Here is a 25,937-nt window from a genome sequence, read left to right on the forward strand (position 1 = left end):
AAACGTTATCGGTGAAACCCGCTCCGGAGAGAATTTATCCCTTGATCCACCCTAAGAGCGATGAAGGATGCTGGTTGAATTACCTAACCTGGTAGCTTAGCAAAACCAATCAGAATATAAATAGGAGAGTTTACATGGCTGATAATTATAGAGCAGAACGCACGGTTTCTGCGGTATTTAAAGAACAAGATCAAGTCGATGCCGCCATCCGACGCCTGGTGAATCGCGGCGTTCCCTCAGATCATATCTCGGTGATGGGTAAAAATTTTCAATCTCAAACCCGAATTACCGGATTTATTAGTAAAAAAGATGTTATTTTAGGCGGACTCAGAACCGGGGCAATTTTTGGCTCCTTATTTGGTTCGTTCTTAAGTCTGTTAACCGGTGTGGGTGTTTTATTGATTCCCTTTGTGGGTCCTGTGGTGTCAGCCGGTCCTTTGAGTGCCGTACTATTAGGGGCTGCTAGTGGTGCCCTCGCCGGTAGTGCTGGCGCGGGTTTAGTCTCGGTACTGGCTGCTTTAGGAATGCCAGAAGAAAAAGCAGCGGTTTACCAAACACGTCTACAAGCTGGTGAATTTCTAGTGATGGTAGAAGTTCCAGCGGGAAAATCGGGAGAATATCAACTCTTACTGCAAAGTGCAGGTGGGGAAGAAGTCCATACCAGCGATATGACGCTACCTCGCCCCTGTCCCGGCAAATGTAACGATCCTAGTGATTTGTCTCCCGAAGTGCGATCGCATCTATCTGAAGACGCTCAGAAAACATTCATCGAGCGCTACAATAGCGTGTACGATGAGAATCAAGACCCGATCCAGGCAGAACAAGCCGCTTGGCAAACCATTCATCAGCAGTATGAACAAGACAATACGATGTTGACCCTATAATTACAGCGCGGGACTTCCCACCGTTTAAGCTAAAGTGATTGTTGTGTAGATAGTTGAATTAAGATGTTACGCAAAATTTCCTTGGGAACGGTGGGACTGTGGGTTGGGGGAGTACTTACTATCATCGGCTTTGTGGCTTATGCCACCGAGAACGCGACCTTAAATTTAGTAGGATTTTTCTACGGCGTCCCCATCTTACTGGGTGGTTTTGCCCTGAAAGCTGCCGAACTCAAGCCTGTACCCTTAAGTCAACCCACACCACCGGACGTGTTACAACAGCGACAGCAGACGGCTACTCCCATTCAAAACCAAATTCGCCAAGATGTGATGCGTTATCGTTACGGTCAAGACGCTCACCTGGATAGCTCCCTGGAAAGTTTGGGTCTCTCTCCTAGCGATGAGGAACGCCCTGTCCTCAATAGTTTACGAGAAACTATAGTGGATGGCGCTTACACTTTAGTACTGGAATTTTACTCGCCACTGATTCCTTTTGAAACATGGGAACAAAAGCGGGAAAAGATTGAGAAGTTTTTCGGTCCGAATATCCGAGTTGAATTGAGCCAATCTGAGGAAGACCAGGTTGATGTGGCGTTGATTGCGGCATCCCAAACCTGATTAAATTGAGACTATTAGGCACGAAAGTGGGGAGATGGTGTGCTGTTTAGCTTTATAACCCAGCCACCTCCACTTTCTTGCAGATTCTTTCAATGAGTGAATCCATGATCTAGTGAGCCTCAGATGCTTGGCGATGCTGATGTTTAGAGCCATACAGCTGACTCAAAGGTGTGGAACTAATACTATGGACGAGAATAGAGGCAAAAATCATCAAGCTGCTAACTACCCAAACCTGATGATTACCTGTGAGGCGCAGCGCTAAATGAGAGTAGTAAAGAGCCGCAACGCCAATTGGACCAAACCAACCCACGAACAGAGAATCTGAGACACCGTGTAGGCGCTTAATCCAAGGACTGAGAGCCAAGATTGCGGGGAGGCGGCGCAAGAGCAAGACGGCTACCACTAGCAGTAAGCCTTTCCAGCCCAGTTGCAGCCAGTCTTGCCAGGGCATTACCAAACCCAATAACAGGAAAATGGGTAGAGTAAAGAAGCGATCCACAGCTTCTTGGATGCGCTCTTCCTGAGTTCTTTGCTGAGTATTCACGAGTCCATCAAAGACTAATCCTGTTATAAAAACAGCTAGAATACCATCGCTACCTAGTAACTTCGCTGCCCCCAATGCCAAAAGTGAAAGGGCAATCGTATAAGCGAGAACCGACTTTTTCTCAATTAAGTCCTTTTTTTCAGCCCAGACTAATAATCGACCTGCCGTATGACCCAAAAATACAGCCACTAAAACAGCGACACCGATTTCCCAAAGTATGGTGTGCAGCAACCAATGGGAAAGAGCTTCTTTTGGCGATCGCGTCAGGAATAGAATGGGTAGATAAACTATCGGATACGCTAACCCATCATTCAACCCTGATTCACTGGAAATGAGGTGACGTAGGCGTCCGGGAATATTTTCCTCAGCAATGACACCCGTAACAATATCCGTCGAGACAACCGGGTCAGTTGGTGTTATCACTGCCCCAATCAGCATGGCTACCCCAAAGGGGATATCCAATAACCACCATACCAGTAAACCACTGCTCAACCACATTAGGGGCATGACTAGCCCCAGTATCACCGTTAAAGACTTCCAATGTCGGGGAACATATCCTTTGGGTATGCGGAGAGCAACACCCATTAAACCAATGGCAAGGGTTAAACGAGCGGCTTCCTCAATTAGGAGTTCTTTATTGCCCCACCAGCTACTTATATCAAGCCACCCCAGAACATCTGAACTCATCAGAACGCCCAACAGCAGCGCAATCGTCGAGTCGGAAAAATACATCCGCCGCAGTGGTTTAGAGAGTAGCCCCACAGCCACAACCAGTGCGGCGATGGCGGTTATAGCAATGTTTAGCTGATTCATGATGAGTAGGATCGCGCCGGTTGACAGGGATTTATTGACAATTTAGTTAATATTTTTTTAACTAAATTATCGTTTTTACCAAAATTTGAATCATTCTCTCTAAGTTAAAACAAAACTGTAATGTTCTAAATATACCCCTAGGTAGATTATCGTGAGAGTAAGGCAATTACATTGAGATACATAAACTACCTGAAAGGTTAATTTTAAAAAGTCCATTTTAAAATAACTCCAAATCTTTGAGTTCAGTAGTTCTTTTTTACTACGGCTTTTATAGCCGCACGATATACCATTGCAAATATTCTCCAGGTTCCATGTCTAATTCACAAGAGGTTTCCATTAAATACTTGGCTTGCTCCTCTACAGAGGAAAACTGCTGCAAATCACGGGGTAAATTATCCTGTCGTGTTGCTAAAATGGATTTAAGTTTTTCCAGTAACTCCTCCGGTGTGATAAATTGCTCAGGTTGATTCGTTTCCAGAACCACATAAGCATCTTCTTGATACATGATTGAATCTGGCATGGTTCATTTCAGGATTTAGTTCAACAGTTAATAAAAATCGTTAATTACATCCACGGTAACTAGAATACTGCCAATGGGCTAGATTATCCACATAGCCGAGCAGCAGGAGACTATTATAAATATACTCTCCTACATTTAGCTTCAACTGACTAACATCATTATGTTTCTCTCCCTAGAATACGAAAGAGCCTTAGAATCCCTCGGCTATGACTATTTTGATGAAGTCGCCGCCGCCGAATTTCCCTGTCATTCCCTGCGGTTCCGCAATGACCAACTGCTGCCAATTTTAGGGTTAGACCCGCAAAGGGTAGCAGATAGTGATTTTATCCAGGCTTTTGGTAAATTTGTGGGTATACGACCCTTTTTAGCCTTGCGTTATCACGGGTATCAGTTTGGCGAATATAATCCCAGATTGGGAGATGGTCGCGGGTTTCTCTATGGTCAAGTGCGGGGAACCGATGGTGAACTCTATGATTTTGGCACGAAAGGTTCCGGGACAACTCCCTATTCTAGGGGGGCTGATGGTCGATTGACTCTTAAAGGTGGAGTACGGGAAGTCCTCGCGGCGGAAGCGTTGCATAGTTTGGGTGTGCGTACTTCTCGCTGTTTAAGTCTGATTGAAACCGGGGAACAGTTGTGGCGAGGGGATGAACCATCTCCAACTCGTTCATCGGTGATGGTACGGATGAGTCGTTCTCATATTCGATTTGGCACGTTTGAACGGTTGCGCTATTTTAAGCGTCGGGATTTAATCAAAACGCTGCTTGATCATGTAATCAACTGTTACTACACCCATCTATTGCAACAGAAGGATAGAGTTGAGCAATATCGCCAATTTTATGCAGAGTTAGTGAAACGAGTGGCAGAGTTAGTTGCCCAATGGATGGCAGCAGGATTTTGTCATGCTGTTTTAAATACGGATAATATGTCGATTACGGGGGAAAGTTTTGATTATGGTCCCTATGCTTTTATCCCCACCTATAATCCTGTGTTCACGGCGGCGTATTTCGACTATTACGGACGCTATTGTTATGGCAATCAACCAAGTATTTGTCGGTTAAATTTGGAAATGTTGCAGCAGCCGTTAGCCATGGTGATTCCGGTTGCTGATATGGAAGCTGGGTTAACGGCTTATGACGAACACTATCATCAAGCTTATCGACAGTTGATGCTGAATAAGTTGGGATTTGAGCAAGTGAATAAACCCCAGGGCGATGAGTTATTGAAGAGGACGATTGAGTTGTTAAAAGAAACTCAGGTGGGATATCATGCCTTCTTCACTGAATTAACCCAGCAGTTTCACCCAACTTGGCGCGATGATGCTTCACAAATTTTTCATCAGGCGTCTTTTTGCCAGTCTGCTGAACAGGAATTATCATTAGCCAATTGGCGCGAATTATACCAACATATCTTGCAGGATTTGTCAACGGATGATTTGGAGAAAATGACTGAGCGGTTACAGGAGAAGAATCCGAAAACTGCATTACTACGACCTGTTATTGAAGAAGTTTGGGCAGCTATCGATCGCGAGGATAATTGGCAACCCTTTGATGAGTTGGTGAGAAGCTTACAAGCGAAACAATAACTTGTTCTCTCAGAAATGACTGGACTTTGGACAAAAGAAAAAGGGTTCGCCCACAATGTTGACGAACCTATGGATAGAAAATCATGAAAATCAACTAAATTAAGACGCCCGATGAGAGTTTTTTTCTCTTGTTTTGTCTTTTTTGAGAACAGGATGTCGCTGACGAGGAGGTACAGAATGTCAACTGAGTTGTGCGGGTAATGATATAATCCCTGGTGATTACGCTTCAATGACAACTCGTAAATTGCCGCGTTTTCGCACAACTCGACAGGCAGTTGCTCCACTAGAGCGCTCAAATTCTAAATCTAATACCGTCTGCCCAATTTTTAGGTTTTGTAGTGATAGATACTGAACGGATTCAGGAAGCGTGGGATCAACAATTCGGAGGCAATTCCTGGGCGTATCGGGTATCAAGTTCACCATCACCTGGAGGAGTTGGAAAATCGTCCCCGTTGCCCAAGCTTGGGGTGAACAAGCCACAGGATATCGCACGGGGGTGCTATCGGGGGTGCGTTCATAGCCACAGAAGAGTTCGGGTGGACGATAATAGGGTTGTTGGATGGTCATGTCGATAATCCCTTGAGCCACTTCCAACGCCTGATCCACTAGTCCTAGCGATCGCAATCCGGCAATAATCATCCCGTTATCGTGATGCCATACTGATCCGAGGTGATAGCCCATGGGATTATACGCGGGAGAGAAGCTACTTAAGGTGCGAATTCCCCATCCACTAAACATATCCGGCGCTTGCAATCGTTCGGCGACATTTTGTTCCTTGTCTTTTGATAAGATATCTAATCCTAGACAATGCCCCGGATTGGATGTGATACTATCTACAGGTTTTCCCTCACCATCCAACGCCAAAGCACAGTAGCCGAGATCGCACAGCCAAAAGTCCCGATTGAAGCGGGTTTTCAAGTCTTGGGCTTCCTCATGCCAACGTTCTGCCAAATCTAACCGCTTTTTGATACGAGCAAGCTGGCTTAAGCGCATCTTCGCCCCATAAACATATCCTTGCACTTCCGCCAGAGTAATCGCCCCTTCCGCTAACTTCCCTTTGGCATCAACAATACAGTCTCCAGAGTCTTTCCATCCCTGATTCCGAAGTCCACCTTTAGATTTGCACTCATAGCTAATATAGCCCGTCTGCTGACAACGGCGATCAATCCAATCCATCGCCGCTAAAGCATTATCCCATAACTGATCCAACAGTTGCTGATCATAAGTCCAGGCATAATAATCAGCATAGAGCATCAACCACAGGGGCGTGGCATCGACTGTACCATAATAAGGCGTGTGGGGGAGTTCGCCACAGCGAGCCATTTCACCCAGACGCAACTCGTGGAGAATCTTACCTGGTTCTTCTTCCCGCCACTCGTCCTCAAGTTTACCCTGATACTCCGCCAGGGTAATCAGCGTTTGACGCGCAATCCCCGGATCGAGGATCAGCGTTTGGGTTGCAGCAATCAGGGAATCCCGTCCAAATAACGTGGAAAACCAGGGAATTCCAGCACAGAGAATCTTACCCTTGCCAAAGGTTTGACCTAAAAGATAGATATCCTGTTCAGCGCGTTCAATAATCTGGTTTAAGACTCGATTATCCGTGCGAATCCGAGTCACCCCTTCTCGCCAATCCCGCTCCTCTATCGCCTCCGCCGCGATCGCTTGTTTTATGGTTGTCGGCGCGTTTACCACAGAAGCTGGACGATTGTCAACAAAGGGCTGTAAGCGATACCCAAATTTCTGGGTTTCGTGAGAATTCAATTCCAACCGCCAAATTGCCGTATATCCCCTAAATTCATCAGGCTGACGGTGATAAAACTGAATTCGAGACTCCATCAACACCTGATCCAATCCCTGATAGGCTAAGGTAAGTTCCCCGGTTTCCTCAACCAAGGATTTTATATCGCAGTCCAAAGCATTATCCTCTTGAGGGATAACCTGTCGCATTAAAGTCCCTATCTGCTGACGGAGATAACCGCGAATTTGGAATAGATCGGCAAAATCGGCATCAAAACTTAAACTGAGTTCAAACTCAACGGGTTGGGTGCTGTAGTTGGTAATCTTCAGGTTTTCAAACAGTCCACCCTGTAGTACAATATCGCGTTGAATGCCAATCGTTTCCGCCGGAATACGTCCCTCAACATAAGGATTCGCACAGAGAACCGAAAGGGCAAAACCTCGTCCGGCTGTACTGCTGAGTAAAATGGGTGAGAGTCCCTCAATCTGTAACTCTAGGCGACTGAGAAACCGAGTATCTTGACAAAATAACCCCAAGCTTTTATCGGATTCGTCATCAAGACATCCGGCAATATTGCCTAGGGGATCAGTAATCAAGAATAGGTCGTCATCTTTCATCGTAAGTGTCGATTGGAGTCGTTTTGTCGTCCTGCATTGCAACTCTGGAATCGGCACTTGTTCAGCCGGCGCAAAGGTTCTACCGTTGAGTTTTAGGATAGTTAGAGCTGTTGCTGTTTTGTCGTTCCGGGTATCTGTATCAGACATAATTGAAAACCTAAATATAAAACATCAAACGTCAAACATCACCCATCCGTATTCGTATTGTTAGGAGTTCGTAGGGGTTCGTAGGGGCGAAGCATTCGCGCCCAAATTTTTCGGTTGTACCGTTTAATTATCATCGCGAATGCGAGAGTCCAGTCAACGGGCAAATATGACGCTAAATCATAGATTTTGGTGTGGGCTGATTAGGTGATGGGCGGGTTTAGTCAAATTTCGGAAAAGTGCCAAACAGTTATCTGTAAAACCCGCCCCTACAGATTGTTTCCTTCTGCGACATCCGTCCACATCCGAGGCGACAATGGGTATCTTATACGCCAGTGCCGCGATCGCAGCTGATCCAAACGGCTCATATCGACTGGGAATAATGCAGACATCGGCGGCGGTGTAGTAGAGCCAGGGGTTGTCTATGAACGGTTTTGTTCATGATTCACCTCATTCAATTTTATCTCTGATATCTTCTGTCGGGTGCAGAAGGTTTAACGTATGTCTTGAAACCTTCTGCCATCTGCCATCTGCCTTCTATAAACTTAGCTAGCTAGAAGCGTGGGGACGTGCAGATGACCATTGTGAGCAAACCGTTCGGCTAGAATTTGGTTGTAGACGGCTTCGTATCCATCAACCATGCGTTTCACTGCAAAGTTGGTTTCAACATGTTCCCGACAGGCTTGTCGATTCAGTTGAGGTATTTTCACGATCGCATCCACGCATTCATCGACTGTATCGCAGAGGAACCCTGTCTTGCCATGAACGATAATTTCTGGGGCTGAACCTAATGCCATGGCAATCACCGGAGTGCCAGATGCCATAGATTCAATCATCACCAGTCCAAAGGGTTCGCGCCAGGTAATCGGGAATAGCGTCGCCACCGCACCTCCCATCAATTCATTTTTCTTTTCGTGATTGGCTTCACCCAAAAACTCAATTTGTTTACCATCAATTAAAGGTTCCACTTCCGCCTCAAAAAAGGCTCGATCTTTGGGATCAACCTTACCCGCTATTTTCAAATGCCATCCGGAACGCTTGGCAATTTCAATCGCTAACCTGGGTCCTTTTTCCGGGGATATGCGCCCAACAAACGCCAGATAGGGTGGCTGTTTGGGCTGAGAGTAAAACGTAAACCGTTCGGGTGCGATCGCGTTATAAACCGTTGCCACATAATTCAGTCCCAACTCAGGGCGCTGCTGGGAATTGGAAATACTGACAAAATGTTGTTGACGATGCTTGGTAAAAATCTGCTCAACTAATGGCGAAAATGTACCATGAATTGTATGCACAACTGGCGTTTTTGTCAAGTTCGTGTATGGAAGCGCCGGGTAATCTACATGAGAATGAATCACATCAAATTCATTAGCTCGTTCAAAAACTTTGCTCAACTGCATCTGCTCATAAATGGCGTATTCTTGATGCGTTACGTCGAGAGAACGCAAGGCTTTTTTACATCCTGATGCCAACTTTGCCAGTGTCTCTGAATCACCGGATGCAAACAATGTTACCTCATGACCCCGACGGATGAGTTCATCAGTGAGTAAACTCACCACTAATTCTGTACCACCATAAGCTGGGGGAGGTACACGTTCCCACAACGGTGCAATTTGAGCAATCCGCATTTTGAAAATTTCCATTAAATTCCCATTTAAAGTGAGATGGAATGAAGAAACGTTAGTAATTTGGGGTTAATTAACGTGGCGCTGGTCACTTCAACAAGGGTGTTCTTCGGATTCGCGACCTTGTTTGTTAAGGTGTATGGATCAAATTATACCAAATTTTAAAGGGGAGCTAGTTTTGCCAATTCGTGAACTCTACCCCTGACAGGTAGGGAAAACCGTATAGTGACTTTGTTCCTCGTTCATCTGAGGTTTGAATCAGGGCGGGTTTCGTTGGTCACTTATCACTATCCCCATTCATTAAATCCCTAAACCCGCCCCTACAATTGAATGATTATTGGAATGATGATTGGAGGAGAGCGATCGCACCTTACTTTTCCCCGATCCGGCGTTATTTATTTCTCCCTCGCGTCAGAAAAGCTTAAATACTACAACTATATTGCATAACCTAATTTTCTAGACGCATTCCGGGGTATATTTGACAAAAAAGCCAGTTTATGCATCTACTGTCTGCTTCAAAACAGACAACAGGTGGAATCGGGATACAATGATCCACCTGTGAGAGGAAGTGCGATCGCAGGTTCATGACCCCAACAACCCCACTTAAAATTGAGCCAACTGCTTGAAAATCCTCAGCACCGTATATAAATCATTACCCGGATTCAGCACGACGCTAATAGCATGGGCTCTCGCATTCGCGATGAACATTTAATCGTACAACCAATCCATCTGGGCGCGAATGCGAGAGCCCCTACCGCCCCTACGGGGTCTACCGTCCCTACGAATGACCAATGACCAATGGGTTTTATCGCGTCCCACTCAATTTCCGCCCTAACCGATGGAATCCCCCCATAGCTCCCACTAACTCCGGATACACCGGCACCAATGGGGACTTCTCTCGACTAAACCGCACCGCCAATGTGCGAATCAAGGTCAAGATTTCCGGGCGTTCAATCTCCGCGATCGGGAATTGCAATAACGCCTCCAATGTCTGCGGTGTACCAATCCGACTTAATGCCATTGCCCCTTGCTCCCGGACAAACCAATCATGATCCTTGAGCAAGGGCATTAATGCCTGCAACGCGGGTGCAGTACCAATACGTCCCAAGGCTGTCGCCGTTGCGCCTCGGATATCGCCATCGCTATCCTTTAATAAAGGAATTAACGCCTGTAGCGCCGTTGGAGTTCCAATTCTGCCCAATGACTCAATCCCCTGTTTTCGCACCCGTTTATCCTGATCTTCCAACACTGGGATTAACGCCGTCATGGCGGGAGTTGTCCCCATCCGCCCTAACGCCGCCGCTGCTTCCTGGCGCACCACCGGATCAGTATCTTCTAACGCCGGAATTAACACCTCCAACGTCTGGGGATTTCCCGATCGCGCCAAAGCCTCAGCCGCTTCTTCCCGTACCACCGGATCAGCATCTTGCAGCGCTGGAATTAACGCATCCATTGTTTCCCTTGTCGCAATTTTCCCCAATACCATCGCCGCTTCTTGGCGAATCTGATTCTGGGGATGATTCAAAGCCTGGATTAACGCCTGCACTACTGTAGGATTTTCCAGATGAATCGCGCCACTGGCTTGCCAACGGACAAAGCTATCCGGGTGATTGAGCACCTTAACCAATTCCTGCAAGGCTTCTGGTGTGCCAATCTGCGCCAATGCCATCGCCGCTTCCCCCCGCACATAACTATCCTGATCATGGAGGGCAACAATTAACGCCTGTATCGCCGCCGATGTACCAATCCGCCCCATCGCCGCCGCTGCTTCCCCGCGAACCACGGTATCCTCATCCCGCAGGGCGGGGATTAAAGCTTTCACGGTTTCGGCATCGCCAATATAACCCAAGGCGGTAGCGGCTTCCCCACGCACATACCAAGGTCCGTTATTCAGGGCTTTAATTAACGTGGCGACGGCTGGGGGACTGCCAATTTGACCCAAGGCGGCAATTAACGCGGCGACGAAATCCTTGCGGGTATAATAGTGTTTCTCATCCAATTCCTGCTGTAACTTTTGTGCCATCTGGGAATTGGTTTGCCCCAAGGCGACAACGGTGGAAGCAATGAAGCCAAGGAAGGGATAATGGTGCCACAGTTCATAAATGTGGTCAATCACTTCGGTGATTAAGGGATGAGACAATTGATCACATTCGGCGATCGCACGTCCAGTTAACAGTAATAGGGTGGAGAAGATATCATCTTTTTCCTGAACAATGCAGGAGAGTAAGGGAATTGGATCATCCATCAATCCCGCCAGGAGACTAATGCTTTGATGCCAATCATACTCCCACAAATGGGCTTTCACCAACGCCATACCCTGACTGGGATTCTCTTGAATCTGCCGTCGTAAATAACAGGCGGTTAAATAATCCTGAGTAATCCGGTGAATAAACACATAACGATCGCCTTCTTGGGTCAATCGGTGTATAATTCCCTGTTCTCCAGATAATTGTACCAGAAGTTGGGCGGGGGTTTGTTGGCTTAAGGGCTCTAACCCCTGATCCTGGGCGAGGGCGTTGGCGATTTCCTGTTTCAATTCCTGGGAATCAAACACATCTTGCCCTTTACAGGTCAACTGATAAGCCAAGTCTTCCAATAAGCGGATTTTCATCCCACTCTCTTGCGCCCGATGGTGCGTCCATTGACTCAGGAGATACTCGACGGTTTTGTGATAAATTTGACCACGACGGGCGGGTAATGTCAGGACTTGCTCATAATATAAGCTGCACAGTAAATATAGTAATCGGGGATTTTGTGCCAAGCCACGCAGTTGGGGATTTTGTCGCAGTTGTTCAATTAAGCTAGCCGCAGAAATCCCGTCCTTTTCTGAATCTGTGCCATGTTTAAACCAGGTATGAATAAACCGTTCAATCTGGGGTTGACTCAAGGGAATAATTTCGACTTCCTTTGCCCCATTAATAAACGCGCCGCCATAACCGACTATCCGCGAGGTACAAATAATCGGACAGGGATGGGTTTCCAGGAATTGGTTGAGTTTAGCGGCTAAAGCATTGCGATCGCGTTTGGGAACTTCATCTAAGGCATTGAACAACAACAGACATTTCCCCTGACGCAATTTCGCCTCTAACCAGGGTTGAATATCTACCCAGGTTGTGGGATAATCGCGTTGAACCAGGGATGCGATCGCCACGGTGATATCATCAGCGGTTTCATCCAAATCCACTAAGCGGATAAATAGGGGAAAAACCACATCCTCAACGGTAATTTTGGCATCCACCAATTTTTGCCGTTCACCTGCTGCTGTCAATGCGGCTTCCCGTCGCAGTAGCGCACTTTTACCCATTCCTGGATCAGCCAAAACCATCAGGCGCTGATAGTTTTTCTTTGCCTGTTCCCAGGGAACGCGATAACGTTTGGCTTCCACGTCGCGACTTTTTATGGCATAAGCGCGTTTAAGTTCAGCCTCTGATTCCGCGTATCCCCAGAAAGTTTCCACCTCATGGCGATAATTGCGTTCGCGGGTAACTTGAATGGGGATATAGAGGGATTTACGGGGAATCGGGTGTTGGGTGTGTAAAAGGGTTTTATATTTAAAATGGGATTCGATATCCTCGAGGAATCGGCAAACCGACTCAATATGTGGATCATGGTTCAGTGGGCGAGGATCTTCGGTGTGGGTATCTTGAGAACTTATCATATTCGTACCCCTGTTGATTAAAGCGGTTTTGTATCAAGCAGCAAAAGTTATAGCGCTGGCTTATGGATGGCACGCTTCGTGCCTACTACGAGCGAACGAACTTGGGTGAAGTCAGGGCTATGTACGGTGTCGGAGTTGCGATCGCGTTTATTCTGGATGGTCTTAACTCACGACTTAAAGCGGATCGCTATACTATGATCTTATAATTATATCCGTTATGATTCTAGGTTTTCATCCCTGAACCCAATTGTGTCATTCTGAATGGAGCGAAGCGGAATGAAGAATCTCTACAAACGTGCCGCTTGCCACAGATACTTCACCAAGCCTAGTCTACCTGCAAAGGCAGTGAATAGAAAAGCATAACATATTTTAAGCCAAATTGTGTTATTTTTAGGGGAGCGATCGCGCAACGAAGACTATGTGCCAATATGTCGCAAACACATAGCACTACGTCTCAAACCAATCCGCACTCAAATCACGCCATTGAGGATTTGCCGATTCAATCAAAGCAATCTTTTTAGCACGCAACCACCCTTTAATCTGTTTTTCACGGGCAATAGCTTCCCTAACATCTGAAGTTTCCTCATAATAAACGAGTCGATTAATATTATATTTTTGAGTAAATCCAGGAATCAGCTTTTGTTTATGTTCGTATACGCGACGATATAAATCATTTGTCACGCCAGTGTAAAGCGTTTTTGAACGATTCGTCATCATGTAGACATAATACGTATTCACTTTCTTGGTTGGATTAGCATAATTGGAGCATTTTTCGGAATATGAAACCTTGGTTTCTTCAGCTGAGTAATGAGATGCTTCGCTCCGGACTCCATAGATGCTTCGCTTCGCTCAGCATGACATTGTTATATCACTATATTAGTGTCATTCTGAATGGAGCGAAGCGGAATGAAGAATCTCTCGCCTATGTAGCACCTCCATCGGATAAAAGTTAATTGACGCTCCTCGCCTTAAAAGTGCGAGGATTCTTGGTTCTTAGACACACCTTACAATTATCTATCCTTGCGGCAATCCTTAAACCAAAAGCCCGTAGAAAACTACTAAGCGTCGAGTCTAAGTTAGATAACCCCAGAGGGAGCCTGCTCCCCAAGCGTTTAGGCTTTCTCTATCGAGTTTAACCCGCCTCTTCTAAATCGATAAAAAAACCGTATCAAAAGATACAAAATAGAGTGAGACGATCGCATAAATCCATAGACTCCAGTGATAGAAGGACATGACATGTTCCCTACCGATGGTGATTCAACTTAAATGGATTGCCAGTGCTATATTATCCTAGTTATAATAAAATCACCTAAATCTTAAAAAAATGCCATGAATGATTTATTCAGAAATACTTTTATACAAGCATTAGGAGTGGCGGCATTAATTTATATTAGTTTTCAACTTCTGGATTGGGGTATAGAGGTAATCCTTCGTATTTTAAGAAGTTTCGATAATTGGTATAGAATCTATGGCTCGAAATGGGCTGAAGAAGTTGCCATTACCTTTGGTGTACTTTATCTGCTTTTCGCGGCTGTGATTAATAGTAGAAGTCGTTAACAGGGCAAAGGTTTAGAAATAGAAAAAATAGATTTTACGGTTAAAGACGTTTCGTGCATCGCGTCTGTAGGGGCGGGTTTAGAGAATTACGTTTCGCTATTGATGATAACGTCAATTCAAAACCCGCCCTGATCATCTGTCGCTTTTGAGTCTCCCCCTCACCCCATCTCCCTGCACTAATTATCCATCCGTCGCACAGCGAAACCCAGCCAAAATTTGACGCACACTGGGATAATACCAATTACGGAAACTACACCGCATCGCCCACGGACGAGTTGTCCAGCTACCGCCGCGCAAAACCCGATGTTTGCCATCAAAATAGGCTTGAGAATAGCCGCGATAGGGATAACTAACAAATCCTTTGTATCCATCAAACCAACTCGCTGTCCATTCCCAAACATTCCCCAGCATGTCATAGCAACCTGATGCACTTTGCCCTTGGGGATAGGCGTTGACGGGAGTGGTGTGTCCTACCGTATTATCGTAGTTACAAGCATAAGATGTGGGTTCCGTATCACCCCAGGGATAAATGCTCCGACAACCATTTTGTGAATCCCAACTCGCCGCTTTTTCCCATTCAGCTTCACTGGGTAATCGCTTGCCGACAAAATTAGCATAAGCCTCGGCTTCATACCAACTCACACCATAGACCGGATGATTATCCCAAAAAGGTTCATCAGACCAATAGAGGGGATAGGCGACAGGATTATCCTGCAACCACTTCCATCCTTCCACAGACCACCAATTATGATTTTGATATCCCCCCGCTTCAATAAAGGCGCGATACTGTTGACAGGTAACCGGGTAGCGATCAATCCAGTAGGTGTTTAAAAAGACGCGATCGCACGGACTTTCATTATCCATCGCATCAATCCCATCACTTCCCATTTCAAACTCACCCGCCGGAACTTCTATCATCTGTCCTTTATCTGGGGTCTTATCTCCTTTAGGCTCAAAGGGATTATTCAGGACTAATGACCCAGGCGTGCGCCCAGTTTGGTAAAGGGTATTATCATTAGCAGATAAGCGGTGTAATTGCAAGACAAAGGCAATAGTTTCAGCATGTTGACTCTCATGTTGAAGTAACCACCGCCATAAACGTTCTTGGTGATCCAGGGGCGCAATTTCTAGATAGTCAAAGACTTGAGTCCTCACAATATCCAGATAGTGTCGAATTTCTGCCAAGGAGGGTAAATTTTGGCGATCGCACTTGGGTAAACCATCCGCCGCAAAGAGCCGATGATACTCTGGAAACAGGGGTTTGTTGCCAGCATAGCGTTCTAGAATCCAAGAGGCTTCCGTAAAAGCAATGTGACCCAAATGCCAACCCACGGGACTAAATTCCGGATGAGCTTGTCGGTAAAATCTGGTCTCATCAATGCCTTCAACGAGAACTAAAGTACCCATGCGGCATTTTTCCATCGTTTGACGGATGCTTTTTCTGCAAACATGAATTGATGTAAACTTCACAATAGTCTCCCACTCCAACTCGACTAGTTTTGGCACAACTTTTCCTCCAGTTTCTGGCGAATCGGGTTCACAAGCAAGATAGTATGTAAACGCAACGACATAGAGCAAGTCAACTACCGCGCCTATGCTAAACATAGACGAGGTATCCAGCCGTACAAGATGGATGACAAAGAACAAATGACAAATGACAAATGACAATTTCCTTCCCGCCAAAACCCAGCAGCTTACTGAATCTACATCAATTGCCCTCGCCCGTGCGATCGCACGCCACGATCTTCTCACACCCCTTACCCCCCAACCCATTGCCACAACATACATCCAGCAGGGACAGGGGGAAACACCCATCCTGTTACTACATGGCTTTGATAGTTCCCTCTTAGAATTTCGCCGCCTGTTTCCCCTCTTAGCGGAACACCAGGAAACATGGGCGGTAGATTTATTAGGATTTGGCTTTACCGATCGGGTATCTGGGATTAAGTTTAGCGCCAGCGCCATTACCACTCATCTCTATTATTTCTGGAAAACCCTAATCCAAGTCCCCGTCATTCTGGTTGGGGCGTCAATGGGAGGGGCGGCGGCGATTGATTTCACCCTCACCTATCCCCAAGCATTGAAAAAGCTGGTATTGCTCGATAGTGCAGGTTTCACCAGTCCCCCACCCATTGGCAAGTTCCTGTTTCCACCCTTTGATAATTGGGCGGTTGAGTTTCTGCGGCGTCCCAAGGTGCGAGAAACTATTAGTAAAAACGCCTATTTTGATCCGACATTTGCTTCTGTCGATGCCTTACTGTGTGCGGCGCTGCATCTAGAAATGCCGGGATGGCAGCGGGCATTAATTTCATTTACCAAAAGTGGGGGATATCCACCTTTTGGTCAAAACCTTAGCCAAATTCAGCAGCCGACGTTGATTTTATGTGGAAAAGATGACCGGATTTTGGGAACCAAGTATGCCCACAAGTTTGAAGCAGTTATTCCTAATTCTCAACTAATCTGGATTGATGACTGTGGTCATGTGCCGCACCTAGAAAAGCCGGAAATAACGGCAGAATACATACAGCAGTTTAGTTAGGGAAGGGAACCGGGAATATTGTAGAGACGTTGCATGCAACGTCTCTACAATGTTATAACCATTGTTTAAATGGATGCCGAACCAAATTAGCATTATAATATTTAGCATCTCCCGTCACTTCTTGACCAATCCAATCGGGTAAATCTAACTCTTGATTTTCATCACTCAGTTCTACTTCGGCAAAAATCAATCCTTCATTTTCACCGATAAACTCATCCACTTCCCAGACCAAACCCTTAAACTCTATCCTATAGCGCGTTTTTTCAATCAAGGGGCGATCGCACAATGTCTCTAGCATCTCTTGAGCATCTGATCCGGGGATAGGATACTCATACTCGGCTCTAGAAAAACTCTCAGTTTTCCCTTTAATCGTCAGATAGCCCTGATCTCCGACTAAACGCACGCGAACCGTCGTCAGGTTTTGGGTAGCAATATAACCTTGACGATAGAGCATTCCTTGACCAAGGGTGCGCCATTGATCGCCTTTAACTAAAAATTTTCGTTCAATTTCGATTGCCATGGCTGCAATTAAAGTAAACTAAAACTAGTATGAAGTACCCAAAAATTTACCAAGCTGTCTACAATTCCTGTCGCCGAGTCATTGCCATTACAGCATTGACAGTAAGTTCAGGCAAATTACCCAAAGTGGGCAACCTGTCCGATCCTGAGCATACCATCGGCAGGTCATCCCCCTGCCAAACCCAAACCTGTTGACGGGTGGGGTCAATTAACCAGGCTAATTGTGTACCGTTGCTCAGACAATGGAGAATCTTCTTCTGTAAGTCTAGGGTACTTTGGTCAGGGGAGCGAATTTCAATCAGCCAGTCTGGTGTACCATCGAATGGTCCATCCTCCTCAGGAAGACGCGCGATCGCAATAATGGAAATATCCGGTACAGGTGAGTAGGGAGGCACTAAACAGCGTAATTCTTGCACCGCTTCAAACTCATCGGTATGACGGTTAATATAATTAACCAGATTACGTTGTAGACGCGAGTGAAACAGAGTCGGCATTGGCTTTTGAATAGCACACCCATTAATCAACTCCCATGCCGGAGAAGACTCAATATTGGGTTGAGACAGAAACTCAGCGAGTGGGGTAGTTATGAGTGGACTCATAGCAATGCGGTTCGGATCAACTCTAATTTAATTTTTTCTCCCCCTGCATCCCAACAAGGGCGGGTTTAGTTAAGTTATCTGTTTGTGCCGAAACGTTATGGGTAAAACCCGCCCCTACAGATTGGCTTCTCCTGCTCCCGGAGCACCTGTGCCCCTGTGCACCTCTTAACTACCAATACCCAAACGCACCGCCAACGCGGGCGTGAAGGGAATCAATGTTGCCACCATTAAAAACAGCGCCACCAAACCTAAAATTGCTCTCGTATCATCGGGTTCCGTAATTTCATTGAGACTAGGACGCTCCAAAGAACGTTGCAAAAACAAAATGATAATTGCCCAATACAAAATCAATGGATTAGCTGGATTCGCTAGCGCCACAATTCCCAAGATGATCAACGTAGCAATCGTCGTGCCGCGAGCCGTTTTGCGTCCGTAGATAGCTTGAACAACCCGCCCCCCATCTAACTGTCCGGCGGGCATTAAATTCAACGCGCTAATCACTAACCCCAACCAACCCGTAATCGTTAAGGGGTGAACATCAACAATCGGTGCTTGCATAGACGAACCCAAAATGATCCGGGCTAACCCACCAACTAAAACCGAACCTTGGAAAAATTGAGCCGGAACCTGAAAGGTACTGCCTTGATGAGACAAAACCAAGCCCAGCAGCAGCAGTAACACCGACGCAATACCACCCGCCCCAGGTCCAGCTAAAGAAATGTCAAACAAAGCTTTACGGTTAGGCACCAAGGATTCAAAGCGGGTAATCGCCCCAAAGGAACCGATTTGTAAACTGGGAATAAAAAAGGGGAAACTTAGGCGAACCTGATGACGCCGTGCTGCCCACCAATGACCGAGTTCATGAACTGCCAAAACTATGCAAATCCCCAAACCCAGAGGTAAGGTTTCCTTAAACCGTTCAGGCGTGGTAAACAAATCAAAATTGAGCAAAAATCCGGCAGCTTCTAAGCTAGTGGCGAGGGTAGACACCAGCAACACCCCTGCCAAAATTTTCTGTGGAATCGTTAGCGGTTGGGGATCGTTGCTACTGGGTAAAACAATCACCACCGGCTTCCCTTCAGGATCTTCGACTAAAAAGAGTCGGTAGCGATCGTCCAACCGTTGTTCTAAACTGGCAGATAAACGGGAATGCACCGCCTCTGGCTCACCGCCGCGCAGATTCCCCTTAAAGATCACCCCTTCCTGGTAGGGAATGGTTTCTGTGGCAAAGAATGTATCGATACCAAAAATTCCCTGGATAGTTTTGAGATCTTCTGGCGAAATGGGTGTAACATCAGTCCCTGCCGGACCACTACTGTCGGGTGATGGAGAGGTTTTTGCGGCACTGTCTCCTGGCGACGGCAAATTTTGGCTGTCGCTGGTATCTGATTTCTCATGGAGTAACTGGTTGGCACGCTTGTGCAAGATGGCATCTTCACCTTCCTCGCGCAAACGTTTGCCTAGGAAAATATAGATCCCGGTTGAAACCACCAATAAAAATAAGATACCAACAATATTCAGATAAATTCCGGCAGCCAATAGGACAAAAAATATCAGCCAAGGAACCGTCAACACCAGGGACTGCAACCAGGCGAGGATGCCAAGTTTGCCGTAAGATAGGGCACGCTTAAATCCCCAACCGATGACACCAAGTGCGACAAGGAGAAGTAAAACTGTTGCAGTCGTCTCTGATCCGTTGAACATGTTTAATGAAACTTGTAGCAGCTAGAGGCAATAGTTCTACTGTAACTGAGTCGGGAAGCTGCGGGAAGTCGCCCTTGATGAATCACTCACCACTGTTCTGATACGTGAGTAATGCTTGTCTAAGATTGCCTTGCTGTTGACTCAACAGGCGATCGCAGACTGTGGCATCCTCTCCTGTCCAGTGCATCAGTAGTGCCAGTTTAACCCGCCGCCCACTGCTCTCGAGTAAAAACCCGGCTTCGTCTCGGCTAAGGTCAGTCAGGTCTTGTAGAATTCTTAAAGCACGGTCATGGAGTTTTTTATTGGTGACCGCGACATCGACCATGCGATTGCCGTAGACTTTGCCCAGTTGCACCATCACACCCGTAGACAGGATATTCAATACCATTTTGGTCACAGTTCCGGCTTTTAAGCGCGTTGAACCGGCGAGGATTTCTGGCCCGACAAGTAAGCGAATATCTAAATCCACCTCATAACTAACTTGTTCGGCGGGGACACAGGCGAGCAAAATTGTCGTGGCGCCTCGCTGTCGTGAGGCTTGCAGCGCCCCGCGCACATAGGGTGTTGTCCCACCTGCGGTAATGCCAACTACGACATCGAGTTCCGTCACCTGACGATGCGCGATCGCTTCGCTGCCATCTTCTTGTTGATCTTCCAAGTTTTCCGAACTCCGGATTAACGCCCCTGCACCACCCGCGATAATCCCTTGCACCAGTTCGGGTGGGGTACAAAAGGTGGGAGGACATTCAGCCGCATCCAATACCCCTAAGCGTCCGCTGGTACCTGCACCGACATAAAACAGACGCCCCCCTTGTTTCAGGGCTTGCGCCGTGCGATCAATCGCTTGTGCCAGTTGAGTCCGAACGGCGGCGATCGCACGAATTGTTTTCTCATCCTCGCGATTAAACAAATCCACTAACTCTAGCGAGGTGAGTTGGTCTAGATTCTGACTCTGAGGGTTCACCTGTTCCGTTAGCAGATAACCCCGCTCCTCCAACTTTTTCATCGCTTATCTCGTGAGACTCTGGGTTCAGCGAAGCAACCCGGAGAGGAATAGAGGTCAAACCGTGTCGCAAGGGCGCGATAAGGTTTGACAATCCAGGTGAAGGCACGATGATTAACCCCGTGCTTCGCTGCAACAACTGGACTTTTCTGACAGTAAATTGCCCTAGTCTTTTCCAATTAACGTCACTAACTGAAACTTGAGTTTTGGTGTCTCCAGAACACCAACCTATATAAATCTTTCCCGCTTTTTCGGCTACAACCTTGTCTCCTTTTCTGAAGTTATGACGAGTAACTGTACCGCCATACTTGCGTCGCCTGCCACCCTTAGATGGAACACAAAGATGTAATTGTCTGCGACTAACGGGCGGTCTACGGACTACCGCAAACGACGCTGGTGTAATCTGAACACCACCTTCCCAGTTACCATGCTTGGCTTTACTGGAATGCCATTCCCGCCATTGAACAAACTCAAACGTGGCTAAGGTCACTCCATCGACGGCGTGTGTCACTGGTGTAGAGCAAGCTTTGTTTTTCTTGTCTTTGGCTAATCCCAACCACTGTCTAAGCTGCGTCGTTCCGTTACCGTCTCTTTGCCATCCCTGATGAGTTTTAACTGGAGCTAACTTAGATAGCCAAGTTAGCATCTGTCGTTGCCCTACCATTACCGGAGAGAAGCCGACACCAGAACGAGCAGACTTGCGACCACTGGTTTTGTCCACATCAGCCATGACTAACTCATAGTGAATGGCGCTAACAGGGAACAACTTAAACAGCTCTTTAACCACCCGCAACTCTAACTGTTTATTAGCTCGAATCGAGGGAGGTAGTTTAGCTTGTCTACGATTCTCAAACCGCTTTTGACGATGACACCGCTCAGAGTAGGGTAACTTTCGGTTAATTCGTCTTCCCCGTCTTGCTCGACGTATGACTCGCCGTAATTCCATCCGTTCTTTAACCGTTTTGAACGGTAGAACTAGATGAGCCATCCAGAGGGTGGCAAGCTTTGATTGAACGGCGGCGCCTGAGTAGCATTTGCCTGGGTCTATTCCTATGGCTATCGGCTGAGTGTTCTCCCCTGTTTCAAAGGTTAACTGAATGGCAAAACATTCTAAATCGTTATGCACAACTTTAGCTTTACCTTATTTTAACCAACGTCTAGCACGACTAGCTTTGGTTGGCATCAAGGGTTTACCTGACTTTGATAGAACTGGTACTCGTAACATGGAGATAATCCTCACGAGTTAAGTTATCAGTTATCAGTTACCAGTTATCAGTTACCAGTTATCAGCCAATTACTGACCACTGATAACTGACCACTGACCACTGACCACTATGTCCCTTCCCGCATCTAAACCAAGATGTCCTGTACAGACGTAGCATGCTACGTCTCTACTAGCGACTTGACAAAAAGCCTTAAAGATAACTTGGACTAGGGAAGTATCCAAGAGTTTGTACCAGGTTTAGACTCTGTGCGGTATTCAACGGTTTAAAGGGTCCGTTTGTCCGGCAATCCCTAACCAAAGAGCGATAGCTAGGTTAGGGTTGTTGAATTACTTCACTATAATTGCGCTTACAACAATCCCTCTAGCTGACGGCGAATTCGATCCAGATCCGAGATCTCTGGCTCTTGAGTTGGCGCAGCATCGGCTTGCCAGTCCGTTTTTTCCACATTTTTTTCCGGCGGTAATGCCAACATCCCGCTTTCAACTAGCTGGCAATCATAACCGGCACTTTGGCAGAATTCTTCAATTTCCTCAACCTCCAGCGCTTCCACAGAGGAGCTAGGGAAATCCTGGGCTTCTAGCATCCCGCCAAAACGGATCGCGTCGTCCTCTGACTCAAACATCAACACCACATTGCGATCGCCGATTTGCAGGGTGTGAATCCCCTCGTTTTCTGTACGAGCATTGAATAAGAGAACATAGACTTGTTTTGGTGCAATCATAACCTGTTCAGATGGGAGTGATCGACAGACAAAAAAATCGTCTTTACCCAGAATATCGGTTTAATACCCAATCTGCTTTTATTGCCCCCAATACTTCCTTTAAACCTTCTGCCTTGGAGCCTTCTCTTCTGCCTTGTCCTTAAAGCAATTCTCCTATGGGGGAAGCCCTGGCTCTTCAGAGCAGGGAGGAACACCAGCCACTCGACCATAACGAGCGATAAATCTCTGGTTTGGGTTCTGTTGATGGCACAACCACGCCCACATCTGATCGCCGCAGCAGAAGTGCCACCACTCCCCCGGATGGCGCTGAAATCCTGCCTTTTGCATGATATCCCGTAACAGTTGCCGATGGGCATGATAGGGGAGTTGCCACTGTTGGGCGTAGTAATCTGGATGAGATCGGGGTGAGAGTTCGTCAATCTCCGAACCCATGTCAATCGTCTCACCCTTGTGATTAACCAGAGTAATATCCACGGCTGCACCGGTACTATGAGGCGGTGGGGTTAAGGGGTCAGGACTCGGTAATGCCCAAATCTGATAAACTTGCTGCCAGATGATCTGGCGTTGTGTTTCCGATAGAGTCGCTGGGTTTAGGTTTTGCGATCGCACGACTTCAGCGAAAGTATGGTTGACCATAAATTGCTGAACCGCTACCGGACGATAGGCATCAAAAATCAGGATACGCCAACCAGGACATCGCTGTTGGAGGTCATTTTGAGCTGCAATTAATGCCTCCAAAACCGTCTGGCGCAAATGATAGGGAGACGTCTTCCCATAAGGAGCGCCCAGTTTTTCATAAGGATGAGGGGATTCCACCGCGAACTGCTCTAAGGGTATGGGAACGAGGGGTTCTCCACAGTCTCGAATCAGAATCTGGTAATAGGGTTTCATCATGATTTGTCTTTGGTCATTAGTCCTTTATTTTCTAGCACCGCCATCAGACTAATAACTCAAGACAGGTACAAAAAATCCCCTGACCGTCAGAACAAGCGTTCAGGGGCTAAAGAATACAGTGTTTCCTTTTAGAACATATCCAAATCAAAGAGCGAAATAATCAGTATATTGCCGGAAATTTGGCAGTTAGTTCCTTTGTATCACCGTAGAATCACGGAGAAGTTCGTGTAGTTTTGTAAATAAATGTTAAATTTATTAAAAAATGCGGGCTGTCAGAGTATGATCAGCTCAGCTATGGTTAACTAAAATCAAGTTTGAGAAAGGATAAAGAAAAAGGACTTACGCTGAGACACGGAGATACTGCTTAGATAACTCAATGGCGTAAGCCCTTAATAAGTCGTATGTGCTTAACTACTATTGTGTATTTCTACTTAGGTAATTTCCTCCGCAATAGTTATGATTCTTAATACGCGATTTAGCGGATTTATCTCTCTCGACAAGAAGCGTCAAAACTCTCACACTAGGTCAGGGCGGGTTTAGTTAAGTTTAACCGACAGTGCCAAAACGTTATCTGTAAGACCCGCCCCTACAGATCGGCTGTTCCCTCTGCTACTTCTCTATCTGCACAGCTACTTACCGCTTCCCGTCTCCGCTCTTATGGTTGCAAGTCGCTTCCGGAATCGGATCGTAACCCCCTGGATGAAATGGATGACAGCGTAAGATGCGCCGCAGTGCGAGGATACTCCCACGCCACACTCCAAAGCGTTCAATGGCTTGTAGGGCATAGGTTGAACAGGTTGGGTGAAATCGACAGGTTGGCCCAAAGATAGGGGAAATAAAGGTTCTATAGCCTTGAATTAGCCAAATTAATAAAATTTTCATCATTACAACTTGATACTATGATAATGTATTGCCTAAATCTTCACAACCCGCCATTCATCCCGTCGCGCTCAAGGGAGGGTCTTCTGGCGGATCGCTCAGATAAGGCACTCCTGTGTTATTCGTGTTAACTCTTGCTTGACTCATTACCTTTGTTTGAATCAATTCCCGCGTTATGGCTCCAGATTAGTATTGTGGCACTGGGGCTAGGTGTGATTGTGCTATCCGCTGAGACACTCCATCGTCACACTTCGACGAGTTCAGAATTAGCACGCAAAGTGGTTCACATCGGTACAGGCAATGTGATTTTAGTGGCTTGGTGGTTACAAATTCCCGCCTGGGTTGGTATAGCCGCATCCATCATCGCTAGCGCGATCGCACTGTTGTCGTATTATGTGCCATTTCTGCCCGGTATCAACAGTGTAGGACGTAGAAGTTTTGGCACTTTCTTCTATGCTGTGAGTATTGGTATCCTCATCGCCTGGTTTTGGTCGCCCCATCAATTCCACTATGCTGCCATTGGAATTTTAGTCATGACCTGGGGAGATGGACTAGCGGGACTGATTGGTCAGCGATTTGGGCAGCATAAGTACCAAATCTGGGGGATGACAAAAAGCTGGGAAGGTTCTGTGACGATGACTCTGATCAGCTATGGAGTCAGTTGGTTAATTCTATTTGGCGTCCAGGGTAATGTTTGGCAAACCTGGTTAGTGCCTATAGCTGTCGCGTTAGGGGCTACCGCTTGGGAAATGTTCTCGAAGTGGGGCTTGGATAATCTTACCGTACCTGTAGCCAGTGCGGCTTTGGCGTTTTACCTTCATCAACTGTTTCCTCTAGTTTGAGTTTGATGATCATAATCTACACATTTTGTAATATATTGTTAATATAGTTAAAAAATCATCCTCAAGACAGATCACGTTTTACAACACTTTCTTGCCAAACGTAGATATAGCATGAACTTCTTCAATCCCACAGAGCCAATTATTCGGATCAAACAGCACGAACTCGACTACCAAGACCGTCAAGGATTGTTACGCCTGCATTGGCAACTCGGACACAAGACTCTGCTATCTGCCTTTTATACCCGTATCGACCAGGTATTCCTGTTCTGGGGTCTAATTTGTGCCCTGATTTTCATCACCGCCCAATTTTTGCCGATTAGCTGGAAACTCCAAGCCGGACTTTGGTCAGGACTCACCCTAATGGGCACCGCAGCTATGGTGGTACTCACTAACTTTTGGGTAAAAGTCGAACGCCTCAACTGGTTACTTTATTTTTGGGGAGTCCTTATGGTTGGTGGTGTCATTCTCACCGATTTGAGCATCTTCCTGGGTTGGGGAAATGTGTTGATTCGCCTTTGTCCTCTATGGTTGGGATTGTGTGCCGTGGGTTATTTAGGGACAGGAATAGGGATGCTATCCGCCTAACACTGGACAACCGTGGACAACACGATCATTCCATTGATGGATAGCCAGTCTCAGCAAACGCTACGTTATTGGGGTCATGGAATCTATGGGTGCTTGCCAGCTCATAGTTTAAAAGCCGTCTAGGTT

The 25,937-nt window shown here is 46.5% G+C and carries 21 protein-coding genes and 3 pseudogenes; 8 read left to right on the top strand and 16 right to left on the bottom strand.

Annotation, left to right across the window (positions count from 1 at the left end; genetic code table 11):
• Positions 1 to 134: 134 nt before the first annotated feature.
• Together RLO19_RS13355 and RLO19_RS13360 are read left to right on the top strand one after the other, a co-directional pair.
• Positions 135 to 884 carry a ChaB family protein gene (locus RLO19_RS13355; protein WP_446357082.1) on the top strand — a complete coding sequence of 250 codons (750 nt, stop codon included), beginning with the start codon at positions 135 to 137 and terminating at the stop codon, positions 882 to 884.
• 63 nt (positions 885 to 947) lie between these two features.
• Positions 948 to 1,499, top strand: coding sequence for a DUF2854 domain-containing protein (locus tag RLO19_RS13360; protein ID WP_446335095.1), 552 nt, complete (start codon positions 948 to 950; stop codon positions 1,497 to 1,499).
• A gap of 109 nt (positions 1,500 to 1,608) precedes the next feature.
• Here RLO19_RS13360 and RLO19_RS13365 read toward each other — a convergent pair whose 3' ends face one another.
• Both RLO19_RS13365 and RLO19_RS13370 read right to left on the bottom strand, forming a co-directional pair.
• Entirely contained in the window at positions 1,609 to 2,856 is a 1,248-nt protein-coding gene (locus RLO19_RS13365; RefSeq protein WP_446357084.1) for a cation:proton antiporter domain-containing protein, read from the bottom strand.
• A 268-nt stretch (positions 2,857 to 3,124) separates the two neighbouring features.
• Positions 3,125 to 3,376, bottom strand: a complete 252-nt coding sequence (locus tag RLO19_RS13370) for a chlororespiratory reduction protein 7 (protein WP_446357086.1) — start codon at positions 3,374 to 3,376, stop codon at positions 3,125 to 3,127.
• Positions 3,377 to 3,536: 160 nt separating this feature from the next.
• Here RLO19_RS13370 and RLO19_RS13375 point away from each other — a divergent pair, with 160 nt between their 5' ends.
• A complete protein-coding gene (locus tag RLO19_RS13375; RefSeq protein ID WP_446357088.1) occupies positions 3,537 to 4,961 on the top strand; it encodes a protein adenylyltransferase SelO in 1,425 nt (474 codons plus the stop codon).
• Between the two features lie 219 nt (positions 4,962 to 5,180).
• On the opposite strand, the gene RLO19_RS13380 is transcribed toward RLO19_RS13375, so the two are convergent.
• The 4 genes and pseudogenes from RLO19_RS13380 to RLO19_RS13395 all read right to left on the bottom strand — a co-directional run bounded on the left by RLO19_RS13380 (position 5,181) and on the right by RLO19_RS13395 (position 12,743).
• The gene (locus tag RLO19_RS13380) at positions 5,181 to 7,466 is read right to left on the bottom strand and encodes an amylo-alpha-1,6-glucosidase (protein ID WP_446357090.1); all 2,286 of its coding nucleotides are present in this window, start codon (positions 7,464 to 7,466) and stop codon (positions 5,181 to 5,183) included.
• A gap of 285 nt (positions 7,467 to 7,751) precedes the next feature.
• Positions 7,752 to 7,871 (bottom strand): annotated as a pseudogene (locus RLO19_RS13385) (glycosyltransferase); the annotation flags it as partial.
• A 137-nt stretch (positions 7,872 to 8,008) separates the two neighbouring features.
• Positions 8,009 to 9,088: a glycosyltransferase family 4 protein gene (locus RLO19_RS13390; protein ID WP_446357111.1), complete on the bottom strand. Its 1,080-nt coding sequence runs from the start codon at positions 9,086 to 9,088 to the stop codon at positions 8,009 to 8,011.
• 802 nt (positions 9,089 to 9,890) lie between these two features.
• The gene (locus tag RLO19_RS13395) at positions 9,891 to 12,743 is read right to left on the bottom strand and encodes an NACHT domain-containing protein (protein WP_446357092.1); all 2,853 of its coding nucleotides are present in this window, start codon (positions 12,741 to 12,743) and stop codon (positions 9,891 to 9,893) included.
• Between the two features lie 62 nt (positions 12,744 to 12,805).
• On the opposite strand from RLO19_RS13395, the gene RLO19_RS13400 reads away from it, so the two are divergent.
• A complete protein-coding gene (locus tag RLO19_RS13400) occupies positions 12,806 to 12,949 on the top strand; it encodes a hypothetical protein (RefSeq protein ID WP_446357094.1) in 144 nt (47 codons plus the stop codon).
• Positions 12,950 to 13,190: 241 nt separating this feature from the next.
• On the opposite strand, the gene RLO19_RS13405 is transcribed toward RLO19_RS13400, so the two are convergent.
• On the bottom strand, positions 13,191 to 13,460 hold the full coding sequence (locus RLO19_RS13405) for a GIY-YIG nuclease family protein (RefSeq protein WP_446357113.1): 270 nt from the start codon (positions 13,458 to 13,460) through the stop codon (positions 13,191 to 13,193).
• A 612-nt stretch (positions 13,461 to 14,072) separates the two neighbouring features.
• Here RLO19_RS13405 and RLO19_RS13410 point away from each other — a divergent pair.
• Complete coding sequence (locus tag RLO19_RS13410) at positions 14,073 to 14,300, top strand: hypothetical protein (RefSeq protein WP_446357095.1); 228 nt, start codon at positions 14,073 to 14,075, stop codon at positions 14,298 to 14,300.
• Between the two features lie 180 nt (positions 14,301 to 14,480).
• Here RLO19_RS13410 and RLO19_RS13415 read toward each other — a convergent pair whose 3' ends face one another.
• Positions 14,481 to 15,722, bottom strand: a complete 1,242-nt coding sequence (locus RLO19_RS13415) for an SUMF1/EgtB/PvdO family nonheme iron enzyme (protein ID WP_446357115.1) — start codon at positions 15,720 to 15,722, stop codon at positions 14,481 to 14,483.
• Between the two features lie 232 nt (positions 15,723 to 15,954).
• On the opposite strand from RLO19_RS13415, the gene RLO19_RS13420 reads away from it, so the two are divergent.
• A complete protein-coding gene (locus RLO19_RS13420; RefSeq protein WP_446357097.1) occupies positions 15,955 to 16,839 on the top strand; it encodes an alpha/beta fold hydrolase in 885 nt (294 codons plus the stop codon).
• Positions 16,840 to 16,891: 52 nt separating this feature from the next.
• Here RLO19_RS13420 and RLO19_RS13425 read toward each other — a convergent pair whose 3' ends face one another.
• The 8 genes and pseudogenes from RLO19_RS13425 to yidD all read right to left on the bottom strand — a co-directional run bounded on the left by RLO19_RS13425 (position 16,892) and on the right by yidD (position 24,387).
• The gene (locus RLO19_RS13425) at positions 16,892 to 17,359 is read right to left on the bottom strand and encodes a CYTH domain-containing protein (protein WP_446357099.1); all 468 of its coding nucleotides are present in this window, start codon (positions 17,357 to 17,359) and stop codon (positions 16,892 to 16,894) included.
• A gap of 58 nt (positions 17,360 to 17,417) precedes the next feature.
• The gene (locus RLO19_RS13430; RefSeq protein ID WP_446357101.1) at positions 17,418 to 17,957 is read right to left on the bottom strand and encodes a Uma2 family endonuclease; all 540 of its coding nucleotides are present in this window, start codon (positions 17,955 to 17,957) and stop codon (positions 17,418 to 17,420) included.
• Positions 17,958 to 18,122: 165 nt separating this feature from the next.
• Entirely contained in the window at positions 18,123 to 19,661 is a 1,539-nt protein-coding gene (locus RLO19_RS13435; protein WP_446357103.1) for a site-2 protease family protein, read from the bottom strand.
• 82 nt (positions 19,662 to 19,743) lie between these two features.
• Positions 19,744 to 20,667, bottom strand: a complete 924-nt coding sequence (murQ, locus tag RLO19_RS13440) for an N-acetylmuramic acid 6-phosphate etherase (RefSeq protein WP_446357105.1) — start codon at positions 20,665 to 20,667, stop codon at positions 19,744 to 19,746.
• 91 nt (positions 20,668 to 20,758) lie between these two features.
• Positions 20,759 to 21,889 (bottom strand): annotated as a pseudogene (locus tag RLO19_RS13445) (RRXRR domain-containing protein); the annotation flags it as partial.
• A gap of 347 nt (positions 21,890 to 22,236) precedes the next feature.
• Entirely contained in the window at positions 22,237 to 22,611 is a 375-nt protein-coding gene (locus RLO19_RS13450; RefSeq protein ID WP_446336337.1) for a DUF3110 domain-containing protein, read from the bottom strand.
• Positions 22,612 to 22,764: 153 nt separating this feature from the next.
• Complete coding sequence (locus RLO19_RS13455; protein WP_446357117.1) at positions 22,765 to 23,502, bottom strand: M15 family metallopeptidase; 738 nt, start codon at positions 23,500 to 23,502, stop codon at positions 22,765 to 22,767.
• A 636-nt stretch (positions 23,503 to 24,138) separates the two neighbouring features.
• Complete coding sequence (gene yidD / locus RLO19_RS13460) at positions 24,139 to 24,387, bottom strand: membrane protein insertion efficiency factor YidD (protein WP_446357119.1); 249 nt, start codon at positions 24,385 to 24,387, stop codon at positions 24,139 to 24,141.
• Between the two features lie 131 nt (positions 24,388 to 24,518).
• Between yidD and RLO19_RS13465 the strand changes: the two genes are divergently transcribed.
• Together RLO19_RS13465 and RLO19_RS13470 are read left to right on the top strand one after the other, a co-directional pair.
• On the top strand, positions 24,519 to 25,226 hold the full coding sequence (locus RLO19_RS13465) for a diacylglycerol/polyprenol kinase family protein (RefSeq protein ID WP_446357107.1): 708 nt from the start codon (positions 24,519 to 24,521) through the stop codon (positions 25,224 to 25,226).
• A 111-nt stretch (positions 25,227 to 25,337) separates the two neighbouring features.
• Positions 25,338 to 25,805, top strand: a pseudogene (locus RLO19_RS13470) (hypothetical protein); the annotation flags it as partial.
• Between the last annotated feature and the right edge of the window lie 132 nt (positions 25,806 to 25,937).

The sequence above is a fragment of the Coleofasciculus sp. G2-EDA-02 genome (assembly GCF_040226375.1).
Lineage (GTDB): Bacteria > Cyanobacteriota > Cyanobacteriia > Cyanobacteriales > Coleofasciculaceae > Coleofasciculus.